Below are 23,380 nucleotides of genomic sequence, written 5' to 3'. Positions count from 1 at the left end.
ATCAGTTATAGATGTCGAAGGCGAAGTACTTGCTGGCGATCTTCTGATAGGTGCCGTTGGCGACAATCTCGCTCAGCGCCTTGTTCAGCCGCTCGCGCAGTTGCTGATCGTCCTTGCGTACGGCAATTGCCGCATTGGCCTTGGTCTGGTTGACGTCACCGAGCACCTTGCAGCACTCCTTGCCGTTTTTCTGCTGCCAGTCGAGCAGCGGAAACTTGTCGGCGATGACTCCGTCCAGGCGGCCGGCAGCCAGGTCGGCATTGGCCTCATCCATGGTCGGGTAGAGCTTGACGTTGGCGCCGGCCGGGCCATACACGTCCTCGGCATAGATAGCCTGGGTCGAGGACGACTGGGCGCCGACCGTGTAGCCCTTGAAGTCGGTCTGGGCATCGGTGATCGGGCTGTCCTTGGCGACCGCCACGGACAGTGGTGTGCGGTAGTAATGGTCGGTGAAGGCGATCTTCTTGCGCCGTTCTTCGGTGTCGATCATCGAGGCGACTACGGCATCGTACTTTTTCGCCATGAGTGCCGGGATGATGCCTTCCCAGTCTTGCGCCACCAGCGTGCACTCGACTTTCATCTGCTCGCACAGGGCGTGGGTGATGTCGATGTCAAAGCCATGCAGCTTGTTATCGGCATCGACATAGTTGAAGGGCGGATAAGCGCCCTCTGTGGCGAAACGCAGGGTCTCGGCGCTGGCCGCACCCGCCAGCAGCAGGGCACACGCACCCACCATAGCCATGGTCTTGTTCATCTCGCACCTCTGGGTTGCACTCTTGCTATTGTTGTTTGTCCGCGGGCCACGAGGTGTAGCCGACGAACTCGTTATGTAGAGCGGCAGTCGCTTCCAAGCGTTTTTCAACATCCGGCCCGAGCTTCTTGCAGACCTCGTTGACCATCAGGTGCACCCACGACAGCATCGCCGAGGTGGATTCCCAGAACAGATTGAATTCGGTGGGGATGCGGAACACCTCATCAGCGTTGGCATCGGCCCAGTCACAGAAGGTGTCGGTCACCAGCGTGACCGGGATGCCTGCCTGGCGTGCCTTCTGGCACAGCAGCAGGGCATGGCGCGAATAGCGGCGGGCCTCGAACACCACCAGCGCGCAGTGTTCGGGGCGAGTCAGCAGCACGTCGCCAAAGTGCCCGGCGCTGCCATCCACAGCCTGTACGCCATCGCGCAGGTAGTGCAGCAAATGGGTCATGCACTGGGCGACGCCGCGTTCGGTCTGAAACCCTGCGACATATACCCGTGGCCGCTGCGCCAGGCGCTGAGCAACCCGGTGCCAGGCCTCGCTACGGCTGTATTCATGGACGCGCACCAGTGCGGCGATTTCCAGCTCCAGGCTGCCGGCGCTCTGGCTGTCGTCGTGCTGCTGGCGGTATTCCTGCAAGCGGTCACCGACCAGCCACGGCCCGTCGCCGAGGTCGTTCTGCAGGTCCTGCTTGAGCGCCTTGAGGTGGGCGTAGCCGAGCGAGCGGCAGAAGCGGCCTACGCTGGATTCGCTCACTCCGAGCTTTTCCGCGATGCTGGCGGAGGTCTGGAACGGCACTTCATGCAGGTTGCCGAGCATGTAGCTGGCGATCGTGCGGCCTGAGGCAGCTGCGCCGTGCAGGCTGTTCTCCAGGCGTTGCTTGATCGATTGGCTCATGTCGGACTCCGGTCGGGTAGGGCGTGGAATAGAAAATGAATGTTTTCTGTCATCAAGTCAACAATTGACAGATAGCTGTCATGTGGCTGACAGTTTTCACTCGTGGCACACTCCGAGCCAAACAATTTCAACAAGGAGCTCCAGATGTCTGCATCTTCGACCAGCGGTACCGTGCGCATGCCCTTTGCCGAACTGCAGACGTTATTGCAGGCGATCCTTGAACAGCACGGTTGCAGCGAGCCGGTGGCGGCAGCGCTGGCATTCAACTGTGCCAGTGCCCAACGCGACGGCGCTCATAGCCATGGGGTGTTTCGTATCCCGGGCTACGTGTCGACGCTGGCCAGTGGCTGGGTTGACGGCAAGGCGCTGCCCGCGGTGACCGACGTCGCCTCCGGCTATGTTCGCGTCGATGCCGGCGGTGGCTTCGCCCAGCCCGCGCTGGCGGCGGCGCGGCCGTTGCTGCTGGCCAAGGTGCGCAGTGCCGGGATCGCGGTGTTGGCGATCCATAACTCGCATCACTTCGCGGCGCTGTGGCCGGACGTCGAACCGTTCGCCGATGAAGGCCTGGTGGCCTTGAGCGTGGTCAACAGCATGACCTGTGTAGTCCCGCACGGTGCTCGCCAGCCGTTGTTCGGCACCAACCCGATTGCCTTTGCCGCGCCCTGCGCCGAGCATGACCCGATCGTGTTCGACATGGCCACCAGCGCCATGGCCCATGGCGATATCCAGATCGCGGCCCGCGAGGGGCGGCAATTGCCGCTGGGCATGGGGGTAGACGCCAAGGGCCAGCCGACCACCGACCCGCAGGCGATTCTCGACGGCGGCGCGCTGTTGCCGTTTGGCGACCACAAAGGCTCCGCGCTGTCGATGATGGTCGAGTTGCTCGCGGCGGCGCTGACCGGCGGTAACTTCTCCTGGGAGTTCGACTGGTCAGCGCATCCCGGGGCGAAGACGCCATGGACCGGGCAACTGCTGATCGTCATCGACCCGAGCAAGGCCGAAGGCGAGCGTTTTGCGCAGCGCAGCCGTCATTTGCTGGAGCAGATGCAGGCGGCCGGCCTGTCACGCATGCCCGGCGAGCGGCGCTATCGTGAGCGTGCCACGGCCGAGCGCGAAGGTGTCGCACTGAGCGAAACCGAGCTCCAGGGCCTGCGCCAATTGCTCGGCTGATCGTCATGTTGCATGGGTTGAAATACCTGGGCCGTGCAACCTTGCACAGACCCGTTGCAGCAAGGTGATGTTTCTCTGCCCCGACTCCGGGTATCCTCGCTCAAGCTTTTCCGAACTGTGCTGATTCAAGGAGCTGTGCGCTGTGTTCAAACATGTCGATGCCTATGCCGGCGATCCGATCCTCTCGTTGATGGAAACCTTCAAGGCCGACCCGCGTGCGGCCAAGGTCAACCTGAGCATCGGCCTGTACTACGATGCTGCCGGCATCGTGCCGCAGTTGGCGGCAGTGGCCGAGGTTGAAAAACGCCTGGCCAACCAGCCTCACGAGGCTTCGCTGTACCTGCCAATGGAAGGTCTGGCCAGCTATCGCCAGGCGATCCAGGCGCTGCTGTTTGGTAACGACCACCCGGCAGTGACCGGCGGCCGTGTGGCTACCGTGCAGACCGTAGGCGGCTCGGGCGCGTTGAAAGTCGGCGCCGACTTCCTCAAGCGTTACTTCCCGCAGTCCGAAGTCTGGGTCAGCAATCCGACCTGGGACAACCATCGCGCCATCTTCGAAGGTGCGGGTTTCAAGGTGAATACCTACCCGTACTTCGACACCACTACCCGTGGCGTCGACTTCGCCGGCATGCTGGCTGCGTTGCAGACTCTGCCCGCAAACAGCGTGGTGCTGCTGCACCCGTGCTGCCACAACCCGACCGGTGTCGATCTGGACCAGAGCCAGTGGCAGCAGGTTGTCGAAGTGGTCAAGGCACGCGAGCTGATCCCGTTCCTCGACATTGCCTACCAAGGCTTCGGCGAAGGCCTGGAGCAGGATGCCTACGCCATCCGCGAAATGGCCCGTGCCGGCGTGCCGTGCCTGGTCAGCAACTCGTTCTCGAAGATATTCTCGCTGTACGGCGAGCGCGTTGGCGGTCTGTCGGTGGTGTGCGACGACCAGGCCAGCACCCAGAGCGTGCTTGGCCAGCTCAAGGCAACCGTGCGCCGCAACTACTCCAGCCCACCAGCATTCGGTGCGCAACTGGTTGCCGGCGTGCTCGGCGATGCCAGCCTCAATGCACAGTGGGCAGCAGAAGTCGAAGTGATGCGCCTGCGTATCCTCGAGATGCGCCAAGGTTTGGTCGACCTGCTCGGTGAGCTGCTGCCAGGGCAGGACTTCACATTCTTCCTCGAACAGCGCGGCATGTTCAGCTACACCGGCTTCAGCGTCGAGCAGGTCCGCCGTTTGCGTGACGAGTTCGGCGTTTACCTGATCGACAGTGGCCGGGTGTGCATGTCCGGCCTGCGTCCAAGCAACCTGCGCCAGGTTGCCGAGGCGTTCGCCGCAGTCCAGCGCTAATCAGGGCAGGGGCCGGCAATCGGCCCCTTCCAGCCGGTCTGGCAACACGGGGTTGCCCCTGGGTTGTCATGACAAGTGCAACCGCCGCTCGGACAGGGCTTCGCAAGCGCCACCTTTCAGTGCACAATCGCGCCCCTCTTTTTCGGTTGAGGTGCGCGAGCCTAGTGTTTCGCCACGCTCAGCCTGTTGCAGTCTTGCGAGTGGAGTTGCACCCGGATGAATGAGCAGGCCTCAAGCGTTGAACAACGCTTCGAACAAACCACCAGTGCCACCCTCGGCAGCTGGGCACGACAAGATACCACCTGGATGCTCGGCCTGTTTGGCACCGCGATTGGCGCCGGCACCCTGTTCCTGCCGATCAACGCAGGCCTGGGCGGTTTCTGGCCGCTGCTGATCCTCGCCGCGCTGGCGTTCCCGATGACTTATTACGCCCACCGCGGCTTGACCCGCTTCGTGCTGTCCGGGCGTGGCGGCGACATCACCGAGGTGGTCGAGGAGCATTTCGGCCTCAAGGCTGGCGCGCTGATCACCGTGCTGTACTTCTTCGCGATCTTCCCGATCCTGTTGATCTACAGCGTGGCCCTGACCAACACCGTCAGCAGCTTCATGGAGCATCAACTGCACATGACCCCGCCACCGCGGGTGTTGTTGTCGTTTGGCTTGATCCTCGGCTTGCTGGCCATCGTGCGTTGCGGTGAACAGGCTACGGTCAAGGTCATGAGCCTGCTGGTGTACCCGTTCATCGTCGCCCTGGCCTTGCTGGCGCTGTACCTGGTGCCGCACTGGAGTGGCGGTATTCTCGATACCGCGATGCAGGTGCCATCGGGCTCGGCGTTCCTGCACACCGTGTGGCTGGCAATCCCGGTGATGGTGTTCTCGTTCAACCACTCGCCGATCATTTCCGCGTTTGCTGTCGACCAGAAGCGCCGTTACGGCGAGCACGCCGACGAGCGCAGCGGGCAGATCCTGTCGCGTGCGCACCTGTTGATGGTGGCGATGGTGCTGTTCTTCGTATTCAGTTGCGTGCTGACCCTGGACAGCGCCCAGTTGGCCGAAGCCAAGGCGCAGAACCTGTCGATCCTGTCGTACCTGGCCAACCACTTCAGCAACCCGACCATTGCCTTTGCTGCACCGCTGATTGCCTTCATTGCCATCGCCAAGTCGTTCCTGGGCCACTACATCGGTGCCAGCGAAGGCCTCAAAGGCATTATCGGCAAGACTGGCCTGCGCCCCGGGGCCAAGGCTCTGGACCGCATGGTCGCAGCGCTGATGCTGGTGGTGTGCTGGATCGTCGCCACCCTCAACCCGAGCATCCTGGGCATGATCGAATCGTTTGGCGGGCCGATCATTGCCGCGCTGCTGTTCCTGATGCCGATGTACGCCATCCGCAAGGTGCCGTCGATGCGCAAGTACAGCGGGGCGATGTCCAACCTGTTTGTGGTCTTCGTCGGCCTGGTCGCGATCAGCTCGGTAGTCTACTCGCTGGCCGCCAGCGTGCTCGGCTGGTGATGGCTTCCATATAAGAGGATGCCCGGACCGCCTGCTGCGCTCCGGGCATTTTTTTGTTCACACGAATTCCCCGGCAGTAGAACAATTTCATCGCTACCCATAGGCTTGAGCGGCGCTTCATGCTTAACTCGGTGTCCTTTTCAAACACCCGCATAAGGATTCCGCTCATGGCTCAAGTGACCCTCAAAGGCAACCCGGTTCAGGTCAAAGGCAACCTCCCGCAAGCTGGCGCTCAGGCACCTGCGTTCTCGCTGGTTGGTGATGGCCTGGCTGACAAGTCGCTGCAAGACTACGCCGGCAAGCGCAAAGTGCTGAACATCTTCCCAAGCGTTGACACGCCAACCTGCGCGACTTCCGTGCGCAAGTTCAACGCCCAGGCCAACGAGCTGAACAACACCGTTGTGCTGTGCGTATCGGCCGACCTGCCGTTTGCTCAGGCGCGCTTCTGCGGTGCCGAAGGCCTGGAAAACGTCCAGAACCTGTCGACCCTGCGTGGCCGCGAATTCCTCGAAAACTACGGCGTAGCCATTGCTGACGGCCCGCTGGCTGGCCTGGCGGCACGCGCTGTTGTCGTCATCGACGAGAACGACAAAGTGCTGCACAGCGAGCTGGTTGGCGAAATCGCCGAAGAGCCGAACTACGAGGCGGTCCTGGCTGTCTTGAAGTAAGCGCAGCGGGGCCGCTCTGCGGTCCGCGCACGCAACAAGCAATACCCTGAAACGGCCTGGACCCTGCTCCAGGCCGTTTTCATTTAAAGTTCATCGCGTTAGCAACGTCAGCCCAAGGTAAATGCCCTGTAAAGCTGCTTTGCTAAACCGATATCAGTGCTTATCGTTCACCCTCCCAAGTCGCCGTTTCCGAACAAGGTTCGTTCAAGCCATGCAAGCTCCTGTCTCCCGCTCCCCCCGTCGCTGGCTGTTTGGCCTGCTGATCCTGGTCCTGGTGGCCCTGTTGGCCTGGTGGCTGTGGCCTGCCGCGTCGACGCCCAAGGATCAAGCCGGGCGCGCAGGCAAGAGCGGCCGGCCTGGTTTTGGCAGTTCTGCCGAGGCCGTGCCAGTGCGGGTAGAGCCGGTGCAGGTGGGCGACTTCCCGCTGTACTACAAGGCCCTGGGCACCGTGACCGCCAACAACACGGTCAACGTGCGCAGCCGCGTCGCCGGTGAGCTGGTCAAGGTCCACTTCAAGGAAGGCCAGCAGGTCAAGGCCGGCGACCTGCTGGCCGAGATCGACCCGCGCAGCTACCGCATCGCTTTGCAGCAGGCCGAAGGCACCCTGGCGCAGAATCAGGCGCAGCTGAAAAACGCCCAGGTTGACGTGGCCCGCTATAAAGGCCTGTACGCCGAAGACAGCATCGCCAAACAGACCCTGGACACCGCCGAGGCGCAGTTGGCGCAGTTCCAGGGCCTGATCAAGACCAATCAGGCCGCAGTCAGCGACGCCCGGCTCAACCTCGACTTCACCCAGATCCGCGCACCGATCAGCGGCCGCCTGGGCTTGCGTCAGCTCGACCTGGGCAACCTGGTCGCGGCCAACGACACCACGGCGCTGGTCGTGATCACCCAGACCGAGCCGATCAGCGTCGCCTTCACTTTGCCGGAAACCGAATTGACCACCGTGCTCGAGCGCTATCGCAGCGGCGCTGTTCTGCCCGTCGAGGCCTGGGACCGCAACGAGAGCAAGCTGCAGTCCAGTGGCGTGCTCGGCAGCCTGGACAACCAGATCGACACCACCACCGGTACTCTCAAGTTCAAGGCGAGCTTTGCCAACAAGGATCAGGCGCTGTTCCCCAACCAGTTCGTCAACGTGCGCCTGCTCGCCGACACCCTCAAACAGGTGGTCATGGCCCCAGCGGCTGCGATCCAGTTCGGCAACGATGGCAGCTTTGCCTATGTGGTCAACGCAGAGAGCAAGGTCAATATCCGCAAACTGAAGGTTGGCCCGAGTGATGGCGAGCGCAGTGTGATCCTCGACGGCTTGGTCGCCGGTGACCGCTTGGTACTGGAAGGTACCGATCGCCTGCGTGAAGGCAGCGCGGTAGAAGTGGTGGAGGACAGCTCGCAAGTACCGACCACCCCCGGTCAGCATCTGCAAGGCCAGGATGGCAGCGGCACCAGCGAGGCTGGCACGTCGGGCAAGGCGGGCGCATGAACCTCTCGCGGCTGTTCATCCTGCGCCCGGTCGCCACCACGCTGAGCATGCTGGCGTTGGTCCTGGCTGGCCTGATTGCCTACAAGCTGTTGCCGGTAGCGGCCTTGCCCCAGGTCGATTACCCGACCATCCGGGTCATGACTCTATATCCCGGTGCCAGCCCGCAGGTCATGACCAGCGCCGTCACTGCGCCGCTGGAACGCCAGTTCGGGCAGATGCCGGGCCTGACCCAGATGGCCTCGACCAGCTCCGGCGGCGCCTCGGTGCTGACCCTGCGCTTCAGCCTCGACATGAACATGGACGTTGCCGAGCAACAGGTGCAGGCCGCGATCAACGCCGCCAGCAACCTGTTGCCCAGCGACCTGCCAGCGCCGCCGGTGTACAACAAGGTCAACCCGGCTGATACGCCGGTACTGACCCTGGCAATCTCGTCCAAGACCATGCCGTTGCCCAAGCTCAACGATCTGGTCGATACCCGGGTTGCGCAGAAGCTTGCCCAGATCAGCGGTGTGGGCATGGTCAGCATTGCCGGCGGCCAGCGCCAGGCCGTGCGGATCAAGGTCAACGTCGATGCCCTGGCGGCCAACGGCCTCAACCTGGAAGACGTACGCACCTTGATCGGCGCGTCCAACGTCAACCAGCCCAAAGGTAACTTCGACGGCCCCACCCGGGTGTCGATGCTTGATGCCAACGACCAGCTGCGCTCCCCCGAGGAATACGCCAACCTCATCCTCGCCTACAACAATGGTGCACCGCTGCGCCTGAAAGACGTGGCTGAAATCGTCGATGGCGCCGAAAACGAACGCCTCGCGGCGTGGGCCAACGAGAACCAGGCAGTGCTGCTGAATATTCAGCGTCAGCCCGGCGCCAACGTCATCGAAGTGGTCGACCGCATCAAGGACCTGCTGCCGTCGATCACCGACAACCTGCCGGCAGGCCTGGATGTGATGGTGCTGACTGACCGCACTCAGACCATCCGCGCTGCGGTTACCGATGTACAGCACGAGTTGCTGATTGCCATCGTGCTGGTGGTGATGGTGACGTTCGTGTTCCTGCGCCGGGTCAGTGCCACCATCATCCCGTCGATTGCCGTACCGCTGTCGCTTATCGGTACTTTTGGTGTCATGTATCTGGCGGGTTTTTCCATCAACAACCTGACGTTGATGGCGCTGACCATCGCCACCGGCTTTGTCGTCGATGACGCAATCGTCATGCTAGAGAACATTTCCCGCCATATCGAGGAGGGCGAGACGCCGATGCAGGCCGCGCTCAAGGGCGCCCGGCAGATTGGCTTCACCCTGATCTCGTTGACCTTCTCGCTGATTGCCGTCCTCATCCCGCTGCTGTTCATGGCTGACGTGGTCGGCCGCCTGTTCCGCGAGTTCGCCATCACTCTGGCGGTGGCGATCCTGATTTCGCTGGTGGTATCGCTGACCCTGACGCCGATGATGTGCGCCCGCTTGCTCAAGCGCGAGCCCAAGGAAGAAGAGCAGAGCCGTTTCTATCGCGCCAGCGGCGCCTGGATTGACTGGTTGATCGAGCACTACAGCCGCGGCCTGCGTTGGGTATTGCGCCACCAGCCGCTGACCCTGATGGTTGCCATCGCCAGCATGGTGCTGACCGTGGTGCTGTACATGGCAGTGCCCAAGGGCTTCTTCCCGGTGCAGGACACCGGGGTGATCCAGGGCATCTCCGAAGCGCCGCAGTCGACCTCGTTCGCCGCCATGAGCGAGCGTCAGCAAGCGCTGAGCAAGATCATCCTGCAGGACCCTTCGGTGCAAAGCCTGTCGTCCTACATTGGCGTGGATGGCGACAACGCCACGCTGAACAGTGGCCGCTTGCTGATCAACCTCAAAGCCCACGGTGAGCGCGACGTCAGCGCCACTGAAGTGATCGCACGCCTGCAGCCGCAAGTCGACAAGCTGGTCGGTATCCGCCTGTTCATGCAGCCGGTGCAGGACTTGAGCATTGAAGACCGGGTCAGCCGTACCCAGTACCAGTTCAGTTTGTCGTCGCCAGACGCCGACATGCTCGCCACCTGGAGTGGCAAACTGGTTCAGGCCCTGCAACAGCGGCCCGAACTGCGCGACGTGGCCAGCGACCTGCAAGACCAGGGCTTGCAGGTGTACCTGGTGATCGATCGGGATATGGCCAGCCGGCTGGGCATCAACGTCTCGCAGATCACCAACGCGTTGTATGACGCCTTCGGTCAGCGGCAGATTTCCACCATCTACACCCAGGCCAGCCAGTACCGAGTGGTCCTGCAGTCGCAGAACGCCGCCAATATCGGCCCGGCGGCGCTGGAGTCGATTCACGTCAAGGCCAGTGATGGCGGTCAGGTGCGGCTGTCGGCACTGGCACGTATCGAGCAGCGCCAGGCGCAGTTGGCGATCTCCCACATCGGTCAGTTCCCGGCGGTGATGATGTCGTTCAACCTGGCACCCGGTGTGGCGCTGGGTGAGGCGGTGGCGGCGATCGAGCAGGTGCAGCAGGAGATCGCCATGCCGATTGGCGTGCAGACCCGCTTCCAGGGCGCTGCCGAGGCCTTCCAGGCATCCCTGTCGAGCACCTTGTTGCTGATTCTGGCGGCTGTGGTGACGATGTATATCGTGCTCGGCGTGCTCTACGAGAGCTACATCCACCCGATCACCATCCTCTCGACCCTGCCGTCGGCGGCGGTCGGCGCCTTGCTGGCGCTGCTGATCAGCGGCAATGACCTGGGCATGATCGCCATCATCGGCATCATCCTGCTGATTGGTATCGTCAAGAAGAACGCGATCATGATGATCGACTTTGCCCTGGAGGCCGAACGCAACCAAGGCATGACCCCACACGATGCGATCTACCAGGCGGCGCTGCTGCGCTTCCGGCCGATCCTGATGACTACGCTGGCGGCGTTGTTCGGCGCGGTGCCGTTGATGCTTGCCACCGGCTCCGGCGCCGAGCTGCGCCAGCCGCTGGGGCTGGTGATGGTTGGCGGGCTGCTGGTCAGCCAGGTTCTGACACTGTTCACCACACCGGTCATCTACCTGTACTTCGACCGCCTGGCCCAGCGCTGGCGGCCACGCGATGACGCCAAGCAGGCGCAAGCATGAACCTGTCCGGGCCATTCATTCGCCGGCCGGTCGCGACCATGCTGCTGAGCCTGGCGATCATGCTGCTGGGCGGGGTCAGTTTTGGTCTGCTGCCGGTGTCGCCGCTGCCGCAGATGGACTTTCCGGTAATCGTGGTCTCGGCCAACCTGGCCGGCGCCAGTCCCGAGGTGATGGCCTCCACCGTAGCCACGCCGCTGGAACGCAAGCTTGGTGCCATTGCTGGCGTTACCACCTTGACCAGCAGCTCCAACCAGGGCTCGACCCGGGTCATCATCGGTTTTGAGCAGGGCCGCGACATCGATGGTGCCGCGCGGGAAGTGCAGGCGGCGATCAACGCCACCCGCAACCTGCTGCCCAGCGGTATGCGCAGCATGCCCACCTACAAGAAGATCAACCCGTCGCAGGCGCCGGTGATGGTCATCGCGTTGACCTCCAGCGTGCTGCAGAAGGGGCAGCTGTACGACCTGGCCGATACCATTCTGTCGCAGAGCCTGGCCCAGGTCAGTGGAGTAGGGGAAGTGCAGATCGGCGGCAGCTCGCTGCCGGCGGTACGCATCGCGCTCGAGCCGCAGCTGCTCAACCAGTACAGCCTGTCGCTGGATGAGGTGCGCACGGCGGTGAGCAATGCCAACCAGCGTCGGCCGATGGGCTTTGTCGAGGATGCGGAGCGCAACTGGCAGGTGCGCGCCAACGATCAGCTGGAAAAAGCCAAGGACTATCAGTCGCTGGTGATTCGCCAGAAGGACGGCGCCATCCTGCGTCTGTCGGACGTCGGTACGGTCACCGATGGCGTCGAGAACCGCTACAACAGTGGTTTTTTCAACGACCAGAGCGCGGTGCTGCTGGTGATCAACCGGCAGAACAACGCCAACATCATCGAGACCGTGGCGCAGATCAAGCAGCAACTGCCCGCGCTGCAGTCGCTGTTGCCCGCCAGCGTCAAGCTGGACATCGCCATGGACCGCTCGCCGGTGATCAACGCGACGCTCAAGGAAGCCGAGCACACCTTGCTGATCGCCGTGGTGCTGGTGATCCTGGTGGTCTACCTGTTCCTTGGCAACCTGCGTGCCTCGCTGATCCCAAGCCTTGCGGTGCCAGTGTCGTTGGTCGGCACCTTTGCGGTCATGTATCTGTGTGGCTTCTCGCTGAACAACCTGTCGCTGATGGCGCTGATCCTGGCCACCGGGTTGGTGGTCGACGACGCCATCGTAGTGCTGGAGAACATCTCCCGGCATATCGAGAACGGCCAGCCGCCCATGCGCGCGGCGTTTCTCGGCGCCAAAGAGGTGGGCTTTACCCTGCTGTCGATGAACGTCTCGCTGGTCTCGGTGTTCGTCTCGATCCTGTTCATGGGCGGCATCGTGCGCAGCCTGTTCCAGGAGTTCTCGATCACCCTGGCGGCGGCGATAATCGTCTCGTTGATCGTTTCGCTGACGCTGACGCCAATGCTCTGCGCGCGCTGGCTCAAGCCCCACGAGCAACAGCCCAACCGCCTGCAGCGCTGGAGCGACCGCCAGCATCAGCGCATGGTCGCCGGGTACGACCGCAGCCTGGGTTGGGTCCTGCGCCATCGTCGCCTGACCTTGTTCAGCCTGTTGCTGACCATCGGCGTCAATGTGCTGCTGTATGTGGTGGTACCCAAGACCCTGATGCCACAGCAGGACACCGGCCAACTGATGGGTTTTGTGCGTGGCGACGACGGCCTGTCGTTTACCGTGATGCAGCCGAAAATGGAAATCTACCGGCGGGCGCTGCTGGCTGACCCGGCGGTACAAAGCGTGGCCGGCTTCATCGGCGGCAACAGCGGCACCAACAATGCCATGGTGCTGGTGCGCCTGAAGCCGATCAGCGAGCGTAAGATCAATGCCCAGCAGGTGATCGAGCGCCTGCGCAAAGAGCTGCCCAAAGTACCCGGCGGGCGCTTGTTCCTGATGGCCGACCAGGACCTGCAGCTGGGCGGCGGTGGCCGCGACCAGACCTCTTCGCAGTACCTGTACACCCTGCAGAGCGGTGATCTGGCTGCGCTGCGCGAGTGGTTCCCCAAGGTCACTGCGGCGATGCGTGCGCTGCCCGAGCTGACCGCCATCGACGCCCATGACGGTGCCGGCACTCAGCAGGTAACGCTGGTGGTCGATCGTGATCAGGCCAAGCGCCTGGGCATTGATATGGAGATGGTCACCACGGTGCTCAACAACGCCTACAGCCAGCGGCAGATCTCGACCATCTACGACAGCCTCAACCAGTATCAGGTAGTGCTGGAGATCAATCCCAAGTATGCCTGGGACCCAAGCACGCTGGAGCAAGTCCAGGTGATCACCGCCGACGGCGCGCGGGTGCCGTTGTCAGCCTTTGCCCGCTACGAGAACAGCCTGGCCAACGACCGAGTCAGCCACGAGGGTCAGTTCGCCTCGGAAGACATCGCTTTTGACGTGGCCGAGGGCTACAGCACCGATCAGGCCATGGCCGCGGTCGAGCGGGCAGTGGCCCGGCTGGGCCTGCCGGAAGACGTGATCGCCAAGCTTGGCGGTACCGCCGATGCGTTCAGCAAGACTCAAGAAGGCCAGCCGCTGATGATCCTCGGCGCCTTGGTGCTGGTGTATCTGGTGCTGGGGATTCTCTATGAAAGCTACATCCACCCGCTGACCATCCTCTCGACCCTGCCATCTGCTGGCGTGGGTGCACTGCTGGCGATGTACGTAACAGGCGGCGAGTTCAGCCTGATCTCGCTGCTGGGGCTGTTCCTGCTGATCGGCGTAGTCAAGAAAAACGCCATCCTCATGATCGACCTGGCTCTGCAACTGGAGCGCAACGAAGGCCTGTCGCCGGAAGAGTCGATCCGGCGTGCTTGCCTGCTACGCCTGCGCCCGATCCTGATGACCACCATTGCCGCCATCCTCGGCGCCTTGCCGCTGTTGCTGAGCAATGCCGAAGGCGCCGAGATGCGCCAACCGCTGGGCCTGACGATTATCGGCGGGCTGGTCTTCAGCCAAGTGCTGACGCTTTATACAACGCCTGTGGTCTACCTCTACCTCGATCGCCTGCGTCACCGATTCAACCATTGGCGCGGTGTACGTACCGACGCTGCACTGGATACCCCGCTATGAATTTTGCCCAAACTCCGCTTCACCGTGCCTTGCAGCTGCTGGGCCGCGGCCGTGGCTCGCGCCTGTTTGGCGCCAGCCTCTGCGTGCTGATGCTCAGTGCCTGCACCTTGAGCCCGGATTACCAGCGGCCCGAGCTGAGCACGCCTGCCCAGTTCAAGCAGGCCGAAGGCTGGACTCAGGCCAAACCGTCGGATGCGATTGCCCGTGGCGCCTGGTGGGAGCTGTACGGTGATGCCCAGCTCAACAGCCTGGTCGAGGAGCTCAACCGCAGTAACCAGACCGTTGCCCAGTACGAAGCGCAGTATCGTCAGGCCACCGCATTGATCCGCAGCAGCCGCGCCTCGTTGTTCCCCAGCCTCGATCTGTCGGCAGGCAAGAACCGCTCGGCGCAGGGCACCGGTAGCAGTAGCTCGAGCCTGTCGAACAACAGCAGCGGTATCCGCAACACCTACACCACCCAGCTTGGGGTGAGCTGGGAGATCGACCTGTGGGGCAAGCTGCGGGAAACCCTCAATGCCAACGAAGCCAGTGCCGAGGCGAGCTTTGCCGAGCTGGCAGCGATGCGCCTGAGCTTGCAGTCGGAGCTGGTGCAGAACTACCTGCAACTGCGTGTGATCGATGAGCAGAAGCGCTTGCTCGAGGCCACCGTGGCCGCTTACGAGCGCTCGTTGAAGATGACCGAAAACCAGTACCAAGCTGGCGTGTCCGGGCCGGATGCGGTCGCCCAAGCGCGCACCCAGCTCAAAAGCACCCAGGCCGACCTGATCGACCTGATCTGGCAGCGCGCCCAGTATGAAAACGCAATTGCCGTGCTGATGGGCAAGGCCCCCGCGGACTTTGCCCTCGCTGACAGCAAGTCGGTCCCGGCACTGCCGCAGGTGCCTCTGGCGCTGCCTTCGCAATTGCTCGAACGGCGCCCTGACATTGCCTCGGCGGAGCGCAGTGTTATGGCTGCCAACTCGAGCATCGGCGTGGCCCGCGCGGCGTATTTCCCGGACTTGAGCCTGAGCATGAGCGGCGGCTACTCGAGCAGCAGCTTCAGCAACTGGATCGAGCTGCCGAACCGCTTCTGGTCGGTCGGACCGTCATTGGCCATGACCTTGTTCGATGCCGGTAAACGCAGCGCCGAAGTGGACCGCACCGTCGCGGTGTACGACCAGACCGTGGCGCAGTATCGGCAGACCGTGCTCGATGGCTTCAGGGAAGTGGAAAACTACCTGGTCCAGCTCAAGGTCTATGGCGATGAAGCAGTCGTACGCCAGGAAGCGCTGGAGGCCGCACGCCAGTCGCTGCGCCTGACCGAAAACCAGTACCGGGCCGGCCTGATTGGCTACCTGGACGTGGTCAATGTGCAGGCCACTGCGCTGAGCAACGAACGCAGCGTGCTCAATTTGCTGCAAGGGCGGCTGATCGCCAGCGTGCAATTGATCGCCGCGTTGGGTGGTGGTTGGGATAGTCAGCAGGCGTTCAGCCAAGCGCAACAACAGGGCGAATCCGACTAGGGTTTGACGCCGTGAAAGCGGCGTTTTGCCCGGTTTGGACGCGCCCTTTCTGTGTACTGGCATTCTTATGGCCCAGTCCCGCGAAATGCCGTGCGTTTCGCCAAGGCTTGAGTACAATCAGCGGCTTTTCCGGGCCCTCCCTGCGCCCGATGCCGGAACCCCCATGCTAATCGGTAGTTATTCCCCCGCGCTGGTGTTGATCTCACTGTGCGTGGCTATTCTTGCGTCCTATACCGCACTGGACCTGACCGGGCGCATTGCCACGGCCAAGGGGCGTGCCGTTCATCTGTGGATGTGCGGCGGGGCGCTGGCGATGGGCAGCGGGGTCTGGTCGATGCATTTCATCGGTATGCTCGCCTTCAGCCTGCCGATCGACCTGGGCTACGACCTGACTCTGACACTGGTGTCGTTGCTGATCGCGGTGCTGTCCTCAGGTTTTGCCCTGTGGTTGATCAACCAACCCAGCCTGCCTCTGCTGCAACTGGCCTGCGGCGCGTTGATCATGGGCACCGGCATCAGCAGCATGCATTACATGGGCATGGCCGCGATGCGCATGCAACCAGGAATCGATTACGATCCCCAATTGTTCAGCGCTTCACTGGCGATTGCGGTATGTGCATCCGCAGCAGCGCTGTGGATCGCATTCCGCCTGCGCCGGCAGACCCCTTACGTGCGGCAAATCCGCGGCGCTGCGGCCGTGCTGATGGGCATTGCGATCGTTGGCATGCACTACACCGGCATGGCCGCGGCAAGCTTTCCTGAGGGCAGTTACTGCGGCGCGCTTGGCACAGGCCTGAAAGGCGATGGTCTGGTCTACCTGGTACTGATCACCACCCTCGCCGTAATTGCAGTGGCCTTGCTCACGTCGGTGCTGGATGCACGCCTGATTGCGCGGACTACCGAACTCGCCCGCTCGCTGACGCTGGCCAACCAGGAGCTGACCCAGCTGACCCTGCACGATATCCTCACCGGCCTGCCCAATCGCACGCTGTTGGCTGACCGCATAGAGCAGGCCATCGGCAAGGCGAGCGAGCAGGGCACCTGCTTTGCCCTGATGTTCATCGACCTGGACGGGTTCAAGCCAGTCAACGATGCCTTCGGCCATCATGTCGGCGACCAGTTGCTCAAGGCCGTGGCCGAGCGCCTGCGTGGCCACTTGCACAGCCAGGACACGCTGGCGCGCATCGGTGGCGATGAGTTTGTGCTGCTGGTCGAGCTGCAAGAGCCGGGTGACGCAATGGGCGTCGCAATCAAGCAGGTGAACCTGGTGTCGCGGCCGTATCGAGTGGCGGAACACGACCTGCAGTTGACTGCCAGCATTGGTATCGTGCTTTATCCAGGCAACGGCATGGATCAGCACGAGCTGCTGCGCAACGCCGATGCGGCGATGTACCACGCCAAAAACGCTGGCAAGAACGGCTACAGCTTTTTCGACGTCTCGATGAACAGCGATGCACGCCAGCAGTTGCAGTTGCTGCAGGACTTGCGTGTCGCGCTGCAACAGGGCCAGTTCCGCCTGCATTACCAGCCCAAGTTCGACGCCGTCCGGCGGGTGCCGATCGGTGCCGAAGCCTTGCTGCGCTGGGAGCATCCGCAACATGGCCTGCTGTACCCGGACCGCTTCATCAGCCTGGCCGAGAAAACCGGGCTGATCATTCCAATCGGTGAATGGGTGCTTGGCGAAGCCTGTCGGCAGATGCGTCAATGGCTCGAGCAGGGGCATGAAGACTGGCGCATCGCGGTAAATCTGTCGGCCATCCAGTTTTGCTACGCCGGTCTGGTCGACGGGGTTGCCCAGGCATTGCAGCGCAATCAGCTGCCCGCCAACAACCTGACCCTGGAGATCACCGAGACCACCGCCATGCGTGACGCGGATGCCAGCCTGCTGGTATTGCAGAGGCTGTCCGATATGGGCGTGGATATTTCCATCGACGATTTCGGTACCGGCTACTCGAGCCTGATGTACCTCAAACGTCTGCCGGCCAATGAGCTGAAGATCGATCGCGGCTTCGTCCGCGACCTGGAGCATGACAGCGACGATGCAGCGATCGTCTCGGCAATCGTGGCTCTAGGCCAGGCGCTGGGCCTGCGTATCGTTGCCGAGGGTGTCGAGACCGACAGTCAGCAGGATTTTCTCACCCGTCTGGGCTGTGACTCGTTGCAGGGTTATCTTATGGGCCGACCGGTGCCGGCAGAGCAATTCATGGCAGGGCTCGCGCCGCGCGTAGCGCCCCAGGTCAGCTAGACCGCAGTGCGCAGGACAAAGGCGGGGATGAAAGCGGCCATTGCATCTTCGACAGCTTCAATGATGCGCTCGACATCGCTGGCGGCCATGATCGCGCTGCAGGGGATACCGGCGATGGCCAGCACGGTTTCGCCCGACTCGCGATCGAACAGGCGCACAATCATGCTGCGCGGGGCATCCATGCTGGCTTCAAAGCCCAAAGGATGGAAGTGCCAGCGCATCACCTGGCAAGCATTGGGAAACGTCATCTTGTTCATGCTTGCCTCCTCGACCTTGTGTAGGAAAGGGTTGAGTGTTGCGCTGTCAATTGGCGCCAAGGACTGTAACCTTAGCACCTGAGGCGGTAGTTTCTCGTACAAAAGATGACATTTATACCAATGCTTGACCTCGGTCACGGCTAGCGCATTGAGGCAAACGTTTTCGTCGGCATATTCAGCCCAACAAGCCCGCAGCGATATTGATGGTGATCCCCACAATCGCCGTATTGAAGACAAAACCCACCAGAGATTGCGCCAGAACCACCCGGCGGATGCCGCGGTCGGCAACGCCGACGTCGGAGGTCTGGACGGCCACGCTGAGGGTGAAAGCGAAGTAGTGGAAGTCCCAGTAGTCCGGGTTGCGCTCGCCATCGGCAAAGCGCAGGGGCGGTTCTGGCAGTGCCGAGGTGTAGAACAGTCGCGCGTAATGCAGGCTGAAGATGCAGCCGATCAGCAGCCAGGAGCCGGCTACGGTCAGCCCGGTGTACAGGTAGTGCACCGTCAACTCGCTACCGTGCAGGTCTTGCCTGGCTGCCAGTTGCAGTACCACTGCAGCCAGGCTGGCAATTGCCGCCAGGCAGACCGCGAACAGCACCAGGCCGGCATTCTCGTCTTCGATCTGCGCGACCTGGCGAACCTTGGCCGGTGTGGCCCGCCAGCTGAGCCACAGCACCAGCAGCACATACAGCCAGACACCCAGGTTCCAGCCGGCCAGCAGGTGCTGGATCAGGGTTTCGGCCGGAATCAACCAGCCGCCAACCAGCCCGGCAAGGGTGGCGATCGTCAGGCGAGGGTGAGAGCGGGTCAGACGGTGCAGTGCCATAGGGCCTCGCTGGCAGGGGCGGTGAGCGTTACTTTAGCGCTTTGGGCTGGCGCGGTGCATAACATCGCAAGCGTCGGTGCACACGGGCACTTGCTGGTCAGCAACGGCGTGGTGTTTCCGGTACCATCAGGGCAGCTCGAAGGGCCAAACCTGTTGCATATCAAGATGATGGCATTGATTGCAGCTTGAAGTTCAAGGAATAGGATTCATGTTTTGACCGATTCTCTGCAAAACCCCCTGTTGCAGTATCTTGCCCGGCTGGCGCCTTCCAGTCAGCTGACCATGCGCTACATTCTGCAGGACGCCGCCGACCGGCTCGGCTTCATCGACTGTGATATCGCCGACGTGCCCTGGCACCGGCTTGAGCCTGGGCACATCATCGCCCTGGTCGCGGCGCTGCGCACAGACGGTTACGCGCCCAATACCTCTTCGCTGTACGTCAATGCCGTGCGTGGGGTGATGAACGAAGCCTGGCGCCAGGGCTTGATAGGGCATGAACAGCTGCTGCGCATGCGTGAGGTCAAACCGGCGACCGGCAGCCGGCTGCCGCCCGGGCGCAATCTGCGGCGCAGCCTGATTCGTGAACTGATGGATGCCTGCGCCGCCGACTCGCGGCCGCAAGGTGTGCGGGACGCTGCGATCATTGCACTGCTGTACGGCACCGGCATGCGCAAGTCCGAGTCGGTGGATATCAACCTGGCGCAGGTCGATTTCACCGAGCGCAGTTTGCAGGTAGTGGGCAAGGGCAACCGGCAGTTGGTCAAGTACGCACCGGCCTGGGCGTTCGAAAAACTCCAGGCGTGGCTGGACTTGCGCCGTGAGCAGCTACCTGTCGGCGAAGCCGATGATGAGTTCCTGTTCAATCGCATCCGCCGCGGCAACCACATCACCCGCGCGCGCATCACCAAGCATGCGATCTATTACATCGCTCGCCAGCGCGGCGCGCAGGTCGGGGTCAAGATCATGCCGCATGATTTTCGCCGGGCGTTCATTACCCGGGTCATTGAAGAGCATGATCTGTCGATTGCGCAGAAGCTGGCCCACCATGCCAATATCCAGACCACGGCGGCCTACGACCGCCGCGATGACAACGAGCGGCGCAGGGCGGTGGATCGGTTCGACTACTGAGGCGCTTGGCTATGCAGGTCAGGCGACGTCGATCAGCACGATTTCGCTGTCTTCCAGCGCCGTCACGGTCAGCTCCGGCTCTTGCTCGATGGCCAGACCATCACGCGTCTCCACCCGCACGCCGTTCACCTCGATACTGCCTTTGGCGGGTACCAGATAGCCCCGGCGGCCTTCATCGAAGCTGTAGCGTGCGGTTTCACCGGCCCTTAAGGTGGCGGCTACCAATCTTGCGTCGGCACGGATCTGCAAACTCTGCTCGTCGCCGCTGCGACCGCTGGCCAGGGTCACAAAGCCTTCACCGCGTTCGCCTTTGGGAAACGGGCGAACGTCCCAGGCCGGTGCTGCGCCAACACGTTCAGGGATGATCCAGATCTGAAAAATCCGCGTGTCGACCTTCTCCAGGTTGTACTCGCTGTGGACGATGCCGCTGCCAGCACTCATGACCTGCACATCGCCGGCCTCGGTACGGCCCTTGTTACCCAAGCTGTCCTCGTGGCTGATCGCCCCTTCACGGACGTAGGTGATGATCTCCATGTCCCGATGCGGATGCGGCGGGAAGCCGCTGCCGGCGGCGATCAGATCGTCATTCCAGACCCGCAGGTTGCCCCAGTGCATGCGCGTTGGGTCGTAGTATTCAGCGAATGAAAAATGATGATGAGCATCGAGCCAGCCGTGATTGGCGTGGCCCAGGCTGGCAAAAGGTCTGAGGTGCAGCATGACAGTCGGCTCCCTGAATAGCGTTGGATGGACGCCATGATGCAGCTAAAAAGAATCGAATATAAGCGTAAATAACGGCTTAAAACCATCGCCTTAGCCGATGTATAGAGCTGCAGTCAATTATGCGATTCATCGGCTAATAGGCTGATGTGCAAGCAATTGCTGGCGATTTTTACGCGTTGCAGCCACCATAAGCCGATGTATTGATCGCACTGGAGTGACCGTGTCGCACGAGCTTCCCCAAAGCCCCGCCCAACTGATTCCACCTGCCCAGTTGCCCTGGTTGCGCCGTTTGGCCGCACGACTGTTGGGCCGAGGCTTGAGCCGGCTGCAAGCGCAGCACCGCGACTCGTGGTTTCTCGGCCACGCCACCGGGCAGCGCAGTGGCCATGTCGATGGCTTGCGCGAGGGCTTTGAGCAGGGCCGCGCCGAGGGTTATGAAGCCGGCCGGCAGGTACTGGTGATTCGTGATACCCGTCCAGAGCACGGCGCAGGCCCCGGGCAAGACAACAACCTGTTCGACGACTGGCGTTTGCCGGTCACTGCTGAACTGAAAAAGCGTTTCAAGGCTGATGTTGCCCAGCGTCTGCCCGCAGCTGCGCAGCCCAGCGCCGCGCAGTGGAAGCTGATCTTCAGCGACACACCGTCGACCTGTGTGGTAGCGGGCGCAGGCGCTGGCAAGTCGACTTCGCTGGTCTTGCGCATCTTGTTGTTGCGCCACTACCTGGGCTACGAGCTGGATGCGATGACCGTGGTGACCTTTACCCGCGAGTCACGGCTGGATTTCATCAAGCGTCTGCAGCAGGTCTTCGATCACTGGCAGATCAGCCTGGCGCCCGCTGCAGCCCGTGAGCTGGTGCGTACTTTTCATTCGCGTATCCTGCCGCTGGTGCGCAGCCTGCCGGGCTTTGGCCAGCTCCGCGCATTCGAGAACCTGGGCAACGACAACGAGGGTCTGAGCGAAGCCGATAGCAACCCATTCGATCTGCGCCTCAATGATGCCCAGCGCCAGCAACTGAACAGCTGCTACAGCGACCTGCTTGGGGGCAGTCCGCGCTTTGCCGAGCTGATCTCAGCTCTGCGTCGCGAGGCCTTGCAGCTCAAGCCGTTGGACCCGGATCACCCGGATGTGCAAAAGCGCGCGCAAGTGACCCAACTGGCTGCTCAGCGGGATGAAGAACTGTGTGATGTGATTGAGGATCTGTGGTTCGGCGCGGGCGCCTGGCCGATCAAGGGCATCGAGCCTTGCCGCGAAACGGTGCAGATCCGCGGTAGCCAGTTTCACGTGCACGGCCGCCTGGCTGGGCAGGACGCCCTGGTGGTACTTGGCTTTGATCCAAGCGAAAGCGCCCAGTACCAGCGTCCCGGGGCCAAGCTTACCGTCCGTGCAGAATGGGCGGTGAAGCGCACCCTGTTTCAAGCATTCTGCGATAAGCCACTGATTTGGCTGGATAACTACGCGAGCGCCAAGCGTTTGGCTGCCACTTTGGCAGGTGATGCGGTGGCTGGTCCGGGCTTTGAGTACAAGGTCAATGGCGAGCTTGCCCCGGCGCCTTTGCTCGATGCATTTGTCAGCGCCGCCGGCTTTATCGAGAACCTCGGCCTGGATGTCAGCGCCGCTGTGAGCGCCATGAGTTTCCCTCCTGGCGATAACGATGCGGTGTTTTTCGAGGCGCTGGCGTTGTTCTGGAAAGCGCTGGAGTCACATCTGTTGGCGCAGTCTCCACCGGTGATGAGCTACAACCGCATGTTCGCCTTGTTTGGCGAGAACAACCCAGAAAATCTGCGGCTGTTGCCCGATCCATTGCTGCGCCCGTTGGCGCACCTGATGATTGACGAGTTTCAGGATGTCTCGCCACAGATCGTCAGCTGGTTGCGAGCCAGCCTCGCGGAGATTCGACGGCGCGGCCCAGCCATGCATGTCGCACGCAACGCCCAGCATGCATCACTGATGTGTGTGGGTGATGATTGGCAGTCGATCTACGGCTGGCGAGGCAGTTCGCCCAAGTACTTCATCGAATTCAGCAAGACGTTCCCGTCGCCGGCGAACACGCGGGTGATGCTTATCGACAATTACCGCAGTCAGCAGCACGTGATCGATGCGGCAGAGCACATGGTCAAGGGCACCGCGGCGATCGCCGGTAAGAAAGCCCGGGCCAGTGGCCCCGCGGCAAGCCTGCCATTGTCGCCGGTCAAGGTGCTTGAGCGGGATGAGGCTGCGCTTGGTCAGACGGTGATCGAGCACTATAAACGCGGCGAATCAGTGATGATACTGTTTCGAAAAAGCAGCGATAAGCTTCTGATTTCAGAGCATATAAAAGAAGTATGCGCGATGGATGCGAGTGTGCCGGCAGCGCAACGTCGACTGCGTCAGCTGACCTACCACAGCGCCAAGGGGCTGCAGGCCGATACGGTATTCATGCTCGGGGACTGTCAGTACCTGACCAGCTCTCCATACAAGAATCAGGTCTATCGTCTGGCTGGGCTAGGCCGCGCCGGTGATGCGCAGGCATTTGACACGGCGCAGAAGGAAGAGGTGCAGCGGCTTGCCTATGTCGCCATGACCCGAGCGGTCAGACACTGCTATTGGCATGTCGAAGCGGCCCGCAGCGAAACCGCAAAACTGCCGCGGGCGGCTACCCAGGTAGATGGCCGGCAGGCCTTCTTCGAAGACCTGCGCGGCAGTTAGCA

General features: G+C 62.2%; 16 protein-coding genes. 11 read left to right on the top strand and 5 right to left on the bottom strand.

Annotated elements, in window-relative coordinates:
- Position 1 precedes the first annotated feature (1 nt).
- Positions 2-754: a transporter substrate-binding domain-containing protein gene (locus IDM28_RS12225; RefSeq protein ID WP_188036065.1), complete on the bottom strand. Its 753-nt coding sequence runs from the start codon at positions 752-754 to the stop codon at positions 2-4.
- A 25-nt stretch (positions 755-779) separates the two neighbouring features.
- Positions 780-1,652 carry a MurR/RpiR family transcriptional regulator gene (locus tag IDM28_RS12220; protein WP_150571725.1) on the bottom strand — a complete coding sequence of 291 codons (873 nt, stop codon included), beginning with the start codon at positions 1,650-1,652 and terminating at the stop codon, positions 780-782.
- Between the two features lie 144 nt (positions 1,653-1,796).
- Here IDM28_RS12220 and IDM28_RS12215 point away from each other — a divergent pair, with 144 nt between their 5' ends.
- The 9 genes from IDM28_RS12215 (at position 1,797) to IDM28_RS12175 (ending at position 17,764) form a co-directional block, all read left to right on the top strand.
- Positions 1,797-2,822: an Ldh family oxidoreductase gene (locus IDM28_RS12215; RefSeq protein ID WP_150571724.1), complete on the top strand. Its 1,026-nt coding sequence runs from the start codon at positions 1,797-1,799 to the stop codon at positions 2,820-2,822.
- Between the two features lie 142 nt (positions 2,823-2,964).
- A complete protein-coding gene (locus tag IDM28_RS12210) occupies positions 2,965-4,161 on the top strand; it encodes an aromatic amino acid transaminase (RefSeq protein WP_150571723.1) in 1,197 nt (398 codons plus the stop codon).
- Between the two features lie 216 nt (positions 4,162-4,377).
- Positions 4,378-5,670: a serine/threonine transporter gene (locus IDM28_RS12205; RefSeq protein ID WP_101319726.1), complete on the top strand. Its 1,293-nt coding sequence runs from the start codon at positions 4,378-4,380 to the stop codon at positions 5,668-5,670.
- A gap of 167 nt (positions 5,671-5,837) precedes the next feature.
- A complete protein-coding gene (gene tpx, locus IDM28_RS12200) occupies positions 5,838-6,338 on the top strand; it encodes a thiol peroxidase (protein ID WP_101319724.1) in 501 nt (166 codons plus the stop codon).
- A 211-nt stretch (positions 6,339-6,549) separates the two neighbouring features.
- Positions 6,550-7,818, top strand: a complete 1,269-nt coding sequence (locus IDM28_RS12195) for an MdtA/MuxA family multidrug efflux RND transporter periplasmic adaptor subunit (protein ID WP_150569144.1) — start codon at positions 6,550-6,552, stop codon at positions 7,816-7,818.
- Positions 7,815-10,913 carry an MdtB/MuxB family multidrug efflux RND transporter permease subunit gene (locus IDM28_RS12190; RefSeq protein ID WP_188036064.1) on the top strand — a complete coding sequence of 1,033 codons (3,099 nt, stop codon included), beginning with the start codon at positions 7,815-7,817 and terminating at the stop codon, positions 10,911-10,913. Before IDM28_RS12195 ends, IDM28_RS12190 begins: the two co-directional genes overlap by 4 nt.
- Positions 10,910-14,017 (top strand): efflux RND transporter permease subunit, encoded by a 3,108-nt coding sequence (locus tag IDM28_RS12185; RefSeq protein WP_188036063.1) that lies wholly within the window; start codon positions 10,910-10,912, stop codon positions 14,015-14,017. Before IDM28_RS12190 ends, IDM28_RS12185 begins: the two co-directional genes overlap by 4 nt.
- Positions 14,014-15,519: an efflux transporter outer membrane subunit gene (locus IDM28_RS12180; protein ID WP_188036062.1), complete on the top strand. Its 1,506-nt coding sequence runs from the start codon at positions 14,014-14,016 to the stop codon at positions 15,517-15,519. Before IDM28_RS12185 ends, IDM28_RS12180 begins: the two co-directional genes overlap by 4 nt.
- A 163-nt stretch (positions 15,520-15,682) precedes the next feature.
- A complete protein-coding gene (locus tag IDM28_RS12175; protein ID WP_188036061.1) occupies positions 15,683-17,764 on the top strand; it encodes a putative bifunctional diguanylate cyclase/phosphodiesterase in 2,082 nt (693 codons plus the stop codon).
- On the opposite strand, the gene IDM28_RS12170 is transcribed toward IDM28_RS12175, so the two are convergent.
- Complete coding sequence (locus tag IDM28_RS12170; RefSeq protein WP_150571718.1) at positions 17,761-18,021, bottom strand: DUF1652 domain-containing protein; 261 nt, start codon at positions 18,019-18,021, stop codon at positions 17,761-17,763. The two genes, IDM28_RS12175 and IDM28_RS12170, sit on opposite strands and share 4 nt — an antisense overlap.
- A gap of 175 nt (positions 18,022-18,196) precedes the next feature.
- A complete protein-coding gene (locus IDM28_RS12165; RefSeq protein ID WP_188036060.1) occupies positions 18,197-18,844 on the bottom strand; it encodes a DUF1345 domain-containing protein in 648 nt (215 codons plus the stop codon).
- A gap of 213 nt (positions 18,845-19,057) precedes the next feature.
- Here IDM28_RS12165 and xerC point away from each other — a divergent pair, with 213 nt between their 5' ends.
- On the top strand, positions 19,058-19,972 hold the full coding sequence (gene xerC, locus IDM28_RS12160; protein WP_150569151.1) for a tyrosine recombinase XerC: 915 nt from the start codon (positions 19,058-19,060) through the stop codon (positions 19,970-19,972).
- An 18-nt stretch (positions 19,973-19,990) separates the two neighbouring features.
- Here the strand turns inward: xerC and IDM28_RS12155 are convergent, their stop codons facing one another.
- On the bottom strand, positions 19,991-20,689 hold the full coding sequence (locus IDM28_RS12155) for a pirin family protein (protein ID WP_188036059.1): 699 nt from the start codon (positions 20,687-20,689) through the stop codon (positions 19,991-19,993).
- A 223-nt stretch (positions 20,690-20,912) separates the two neighbouring features.
- On the opposite strand from IDM28_RS12155, the gene IDM28_RS12150 reads away from it, so the two are divergent.
- Positions 20,913-23,378 carry a UvrD-helicase domain-containing protein gene (locus IDM28_RS12150; protein WP_188036058.1) on the top strand — a complete coding sequence of 822 codons (2,466 nt, stop codon included), beginning with the start codon at positions 20,913-20,915 and terminating at the stop codon, positions 23,376-23,378.
- Positions 23,379-23,380 lie beyond the last annotated feature (2 nt).

The sequence above is a fragment of the Pseudomonas sp. EZ-C24 genome (assembly GCF_014525325.1).
Taxonomy (GTDB): domain Bacteria; phylum Pseudomonadota; class Gammaproteobacteria; order Pseudomonadales; family Pseudomonadaceae; genus Aquipseudomonas; species Aquipseudomonas shirazensis.
The sequence above is the reverse complement of the archived record's forward strand: the minus strand, read 5'-3'. Positions and strand labels throughout refer to the sequence as shown.

Coding starts and splice junctions, on each gene's coding strand:
- IDM28_RS12220 (WP_150571725.1), bottom strand. CDS start 1,652: ATGAGCCAATCGATCAAGCAACGCCTGGAGAACAGCCTGCACGGCGCA.
- IDM28_RS12175 (WP_188036061.1), top strand. CDS start 15,683: ATGCTAATCGGTAGTTATTCCCCCGCGCTGGTGTTGATCTCACTGTGC.
- IDM28_RS12190 (WP_188036064.1), top strand. CDS start 7,815: ATGAACCTCTCGCGGCTGTTCATCCTGCGCCCGGTCGCCACCACGCTG.
- IDM28_RS12155 (WP_188036059.1), bottom strand. CDS start 20,689: ATGCTGCACCTCAGACCTTTTGCCAGCCTGGGCCACGCCAATCACGGC.
- IDM28_RS12170 (WP_150571718.1), bottom strand. CDS start 18,021: ATGAACAAGATGACGTTTCCCAATGCTTGCCAGGTGATGCGCTGGCAC.
- IDM28_RS12165 (WP_188036060.1), bottom strand. CDS start 18,844: ATGGCACTGCACCGTCTGACCCGCTCTCACCCTCGCCTGACGATCGCC.
- IDM28_RS12205 (WP_101319726.1), top strand. CDS start 4,378: ATGAATGAGCAGGCCTCAAGCGTTGAACAACGCTTCGAACAAACCACC.
- IDM28_RS12195 (WP_150569144.1), top strand. CDS start 6,550: ATGCAAGCTCCTGTCTCCCGCTCCCCCCGTCGCTGGCTGTTTGGCCTG.
- IDM28_RS12225 (WP_188036065.1), bottom strand. CDS start 754: ATGAACAAGACCATGGCTATGGTGGGTGCGTGTGCCCTGCTGCTGGCG.
- IDM28_RS12180 (WP_188036062.1), top strand. CDS start 14,014: ATGAATTTTGCCCAAACTCCGCTTCACCGTGCCTTGCAGCTGCTGGGC.
- tpx (WP_101319724.1), top strand. CDS start 5,838: ATGGCTCAAGTGACCCTCAAAGGCAACCCGGTTCAGGTCAAAGGCAAC.
- IDM28_RS12185 (WP_188036063.1), top strand. CDS start 10,910: ATGAACCTGTCCGGGCCATTCATTCGCCGGCCGGTCGCGACCATGCTG.
- IDM28_RS12215 (WP_150571724.1), top strand. CDS start 1,797: ATGTCTGCATCTTCGACCAGCGGTACCGTGCGCATGCCCTTTGCCGAA.